Origin of the sequence: Halorubrum sp. CGM4_25_10-8A, from assembly GCF_005435025.1 — an archaeon.
Taxonomy (GTDB): Archaea; Halobacteriota; Halobacteria; order Halobacteriales; family Haloferacaceae; genus Halorubrum; species Halorubrum ezzemoulense.
Map to the genome: position 1 here is coordinate 1 of NZ_SGTX01000040.1, position 5,373 is coordinate 5,373.

Below are 5,373 nucleotides of genomic sequence, written 5' to 3' on the forward strand. Positions count from 1 at the left end.
GTCCGTGGGCTGAGTGGGAGTATTCTCCCGGATGAGTGGGCAGGCGGCGACCCGTGGTTCCCAGAGGATCGCTCACTCCAGTACTTCACGGTACGCTGGTGGGCTTAACTTCCGTGTTCGGAATGGGTACGGGTGTGTCCCCACCGCTCTGGCCGCCTTTATGCCGACTCTCGGAGTCGAACCGAGACTCTTTACAGAGACTCCTGTGTCGGTCGTGGTTCGGTACCAACCGTGTGTACGTGCGATCCAGATACCGCCTGAACTCATGCGAGTCGTGGCGCGTCAGCGCCAATGAATGTGGCTCGGTCTGTTAGTTCTCGTGGGCTTAACACCTCGTTGCCTCGGTGCGTACACCCCGAGTCTATCGAACTCGTCTTCTACGAGTGACCTCTGTGGTACCTCTTTTCCATGTGGGTTTCGAGCTTAGATGCGTTCAGCTCTTACCCCGTGTCGCGTGGCTACTCGGCATCTGCCCTTCCGGACAACCGATACACCAGTGGCGACCAAACGTAGTTCCTCTCGTACTATACGTTCGTTCACGTCAGGTACCTCACACCCCCAATAGATAGCAGCCGACCTGTCTCACGACGGTCTAAACCCAGCTCACGACCTCCTTTAATAGGCGAACAACCTCACCCTTGCCCGCTTCTGCACGGGCAGGATGGAGGGAACCGACATCGAGGTAGCAAGCCACTCGGTCGATATGTGCTCTTGCGAGTGACGACTCTGTTATCCCTAAGGTAGCTTTTCTGTCATCTACGGGTCCCATTCCGGAACCTCGTAGGTTCGCTAGACCACGCTTTCGCGTCAGCGTTCCTCGTTGGGAAGAACACTGTCAGACCATCTTGTGCTCTTGCGCTCTTCGCCGGATTCCCGACCCGGCTGAGATGATCTTCGGGCGCGCTCGATATCTTTTCGAGCGCGTACCGCCCCAGTCAAACTGCCCGGCTACCGGTGTACTCCTCCCGGAGTGAGAGTCGCAGTCACCGACGGGTAGTATTTCAATGCTGACTCGGTGGCGTGCTGGCGCACGTACCTGTGTAACGTCTCCTACCTATGCTGCACATCGGCGACCACGTCTCAGCGACAGCCTGCAGTAAAGCTCTATAGGGTCTTCGCTTCCCCTTGGGGGTCTCCAGACTCCGCACTGGAACGTACAGTTCACCGGGTCCAACGTTGGGACAGTGGCGCTCTCGTTTATCCATTCATGCAAGCCGCTACTGAAGCGGCAAGGTACTACGCTACCTTAAGAGGGTCATAGTTACCCCCGCCGTTGACGGGTCCTTCGTCCTCTTGTACGAGGTGTTCAGATACCCGCACTGGGCAGGATTCAGTGACCGTACGAGTCCTTGCGGATTTGCGGTCACCTGTGTTGTTACTAGACAGTCGGAGCGCCCGAGTCACTGCGACCTGCTCCTTAGAGAGCAGGCATCCCTTCTTCCGAAGGTACGGGACTAACTTGCCGAATTCCCTAACGTCGGTTCTCCCGACAGGCCTTGCCTTGCGCTGGCAGAGCACCTGTGTCGGATCTCGGTACGGACATCGTGCTTGCCTTTTCACGGGCCCTATGTACGGCTGACTTTCGCTGTTTCGCGTTTCGCTCGCTTCGTGCCGTGACGGCGTCCACGAGTTTCCACGATTCGACCGGGCGAGTGCCCGGCTCAGCGTTCCACACGGCGTCGGCGTTTACTGCACGATGGCGCTGGAATATTAACCAGCTTCCCGTCGGTGTAGTCAAGTTGTGGTACACCTTAGGACCGGCTAACCCTCGGCTGAACGGCAGTGCCGAGGAACCCTTGCTCTTCAGGCCGTCGAGGTTCTCACCCGACTATCGCTGCTACTGTGACCAGGATTGTCGTTACTGGACGGTCCACACGAGCTCTCGCCCGGGCTTCCGTCCGACCAGTACGCCAACCTACGCGGTTGCCCCTGTCAAGGGCACGGCCAGGTCTCGGTGGTAGATTTGAGCCCCGATCATTTTGGGCGCCTCAAACCTCGGCCGGTAAGCTGTTACGCTTTTCTTAGCGGGTAGCTGCTTCTAAGCTCACCTCCCGGCTGTTTAGGGCTTGAGACCACCTTCGAATCGCACTTAATCTACACTTTGGGACCTTAACCCGGCTCTGGGTTGTTCCCCTCACGGTACACAGGCTTACCCCGCGCACCGGACTCCCTTCGTCTACAGCGCCTGCGGGTTTGGAGTTCGACAGGATGGCCGACTCCTCTCGGAGGCGGGTCATCCAATCGGTAGCTCTACCCCGCGGGCTACCTCGGAAGAGGTCATGCTTCGACATGTTTCGGTTGGAACCAGCTGTTGCCAGGCTCGATGGGCCTTTCACCCCTACACACGAGTCACGAGAGGGTATTGTAGAACACCAACTCTAACAGGCCTCCACGTGGCTTTCGCCACGCTTCACCTTGCTCGCGCGTAGATCGCCTGGTTTCGGGTCGCACCTGATTGACTCCCCGCGCTTGAACACGGTGGCCCTCGCAATGCTGCGGCCGTATCGGTTTCCCTGCGCCTTCCCGGGTTCGCCGGTTAGACTCGCCAATCAAGTGCACTCCCTGGGTCGTTTTTCAAAACGCACGACACGACGCCGGCTCGTCTCTCTTCCTACTAGAGGATCGCTCCTCGGTCGTTTCAAGAGACGCCTTGTACGCCCTGTCGCTCGATCGCCAGCTGATTTCAGGCCCTATTGCACCGCCCTTCTCGGGGTGCTTTTCAGCGTTCGCTCACGCTACTTGTTCGCTATCGGTCTCGAGGAGTGTTTAGCCTTCTCAGGGGATGCCTGAGGTGTTCATAGAGGATATCCGACCCCTACTACTCTGGATTTGACGCCATCCGTACTGCTCTCTCATACGGGGTTGTCACCCTGTTTCACGCTCCGTTCCAGGAGACTTCTGAGAGAGTGTCGAGATTTGGTTGTCAACCCGAACACCACATTGGTCCGAAGACCTTCGGTTTGGGCTGTGTCGCGTTTACTCGCGGTTACTGACGACATCGCTGTTGCGTTCTTTTCCTGCCCTTACTGAGATGTTTCAATTCAGGGCGTTCCCTATTGCGCGTGGCAATTGTTGAACGGATTCCGATTAGGAAATCCCGTGTTCTTTCCCTCCATGCGGGTCCCACGGGCTTTTCGCAGCTTGGCACGTCCGTCGTCGGCTCTCGAGCCGAGCCATTCACCAGCTGGCACAGTAGCCAGTAGTGTGTCAGTCGACTCTCGAAGGAGAGTCACTGACGGTCAAGTGACATAGTGTCACCCGACTGTATATGGTTCACTGACGTTCCACGAACTCGTATGAGTTCAGTGGACGTCTGGATCGCACGTATACACGGTCGTCATCGAATCGCCCCGGGTGTGACGGGGCGTTCGTCGAACCCTTCCCATCCGCGGTTTCCCGGGATGGTGCATCGGTCGTCGTGTCCGAACCGAGTCGCGTCTCCCACTTAAGGGGACGGATTCGCTTCGGACGGACATGGACTCACTGGGATTCGAACCCAGGGCATCCTCCTTGCAAGGGAGGCACTCTACCGCTGAGCTATGAGCCCACCTTCCCTGGTGGGAAGGTTCTCGCGTGTTGTGTGAGCCGTGGTCGTTCTGCGGTGTCCAAGCCGGTGGGTGGGCGGACGGTCACAGACCAGTGCGAATGAGTAGTGACCGTCGTGGTGACGGTCTAAGGTGAGCCTCCCAGAGGGAGGTCTCGGGTCGGTGGAGGTGATCCAGCCGCAGATTCCCCTACGGCTACCTTGTTACGACTTAAGCCCCCTTGCGAAGCCCAGATTCGACGTACGAGGTACGCCTCATCCGGACCTCACTCGGGTGCTTTGACGGGCGGTGTGTGCAAGGAGCAGGGACGTATTCACCGCGCGCTTGTGACACGCGATTACTACCGAATCCAGCTTCATGTGGGCGAGTTGCAGCCCACAATCCGAACTACGATCGAGTTTCTGAGATTACCGTCTCCTTTCGGAGTTGGAACCCTTTGTCTCGACCATTGTAGCCCGCGTGTTGCCCAGCACATTCGGGGCATACTGACCTACCGTTGCCCGTTCCTTCCTCCGTGTTAGCCACGGCGGTCCCCCTACTGTCCCCAGCTACCTCGCGGTACTGCTGGCAAGTAAGGGTGCGGGTCTCGCTCGTTGCCTGACTTAACAGGACGCCTCACGGTACGAGCTGACGGCGGCCATGCACCTCCTCTCTGAAGCTCGGATAAGGTCATCAACCTGATCGTCATTACTACAGTCGATGCTGGTGAGATGTCCGGCGTTGAGTCCAATTAAACCGCAGGCTCCTCCGGTTGTAGTGCTCCCCCGCCAATTCCTTTAAGTTTCATCCTTGCGGACGTACTTCCCAGGCGGTCTGCTTAGCGGCTTCCCTACGGCACAGCACCCACTCGTAGTGGGAGCCACACCTAGCAGACATTGTTTACGGCCAGGACTACCCGGGTATCTAATCCGGTTCGAGACCCTGGCTTTCGTCCCTCACTGTCGGATCCGTTCTCGCGACGTGCTTTCGCCATCGGCGGTCCGTCCAGGATTACGGGATTTCACTCCTACCCCGGACGTACCCGTCGCGCCTTCCGGTCCCAAGCCACGCAGTTTCTACCGGGCGCCCACCTGTTGAGCAGGTGGATTTCCCGATGGACTTGCGCGGCCAGCTACGGACGCTTTAGGCCCAATAAGATCGGCCATCACTTGGGCTGCCGGTATTACCGCGGCGGCTGGCACCGGTCTTGCCCAGCCCTTATTCTGGTACCGCCTTAGGGTACCGAAAAGCACAGGCGCTATGCCTGTGCACTTGGGATCCCCCTATCGCACTGTCGTGCAGTGTAAAGGTTTCGCGCCTGCTGCGCCCCGTAGGGCCCGGAATCTTGTCTCAGATTCCGTCTCTGGGTTCTCACTCTCATGACCCATACCGATTATTGGCACGGTGGGCCGTTACCCCACCGTCTACCTAATCGGCCGCAGCCACATCCTTCGGCGCCGGAGCGTTTGGCATACCACTCATTCCAGTGGTGGTATGGTATACACTATTAGCCTCAGTTTCCCGAGGGTATTGTGTTCCGAAGGGTAGTTTGGCCACGTGTTACTGAGCTATTCGCCACGAGTCTGAACTCGTGCGACTAGCATGGCTAAATCGGATCCCAATAGCAATGGCCTCCGGCAGGATCAACCGGAATGAGTATCCTTCAGGCCTGATTCCCGGCCTGAAGGGGGTGTTGGCGGGTGTCAACTTCGGTTGAGACGAAGGTTGACACACCATTGCATTGGTCTGTGTGGTGTCCGGTCCATCCAGCGGCTTGGATGACACCGAACGACCACGGCTCACATCAGATCGCCGCTTACGCCGGAGCGCAGGGGGCGCGATCCTCATC

The 5,373-nt window shown here is 58.1% G+C and carries 1 tRNA gene and 3 rRNA genes; all 4 read right to left on the bottom strand.

The window, feature by feature from the left end:
• Window positions 1-38: 38 nt before the first annotated feature.
• Window positions 39-160, bottom strand: a 5S ribosomal RNA gene (gene rrf, locus EXE52_RS17965).
• 130 nt (window positions 161-290) lie between these two features.
• Window positions 291-3,205 (bottom strand): 23S ribosomal RNA (locus tag EXE52_RS17970).
• 270 nt (window positions 3,206-3,475) lie between these two features.
• A tRNA-Ala gene (locus EXE52_RS17975) sits at window positions 3,476-3,547 on the bottom strand.
• A 161-nt stretch (window positions 3,548-3,708) separates the two neighbouring features.
• Window positions 3,709-5,178 (bottom strand): 16S ribosomal RNA (locus EXE52_RS17980).
• Together the 16S, 23S and 5S rRNA genes with 1 tRNA gene alongside form the textbook arrangement of a ribosomal RNA operon.
• Between the last annotated feature and the right edge of the window lie 195 nt (window positions 5,179-5,373).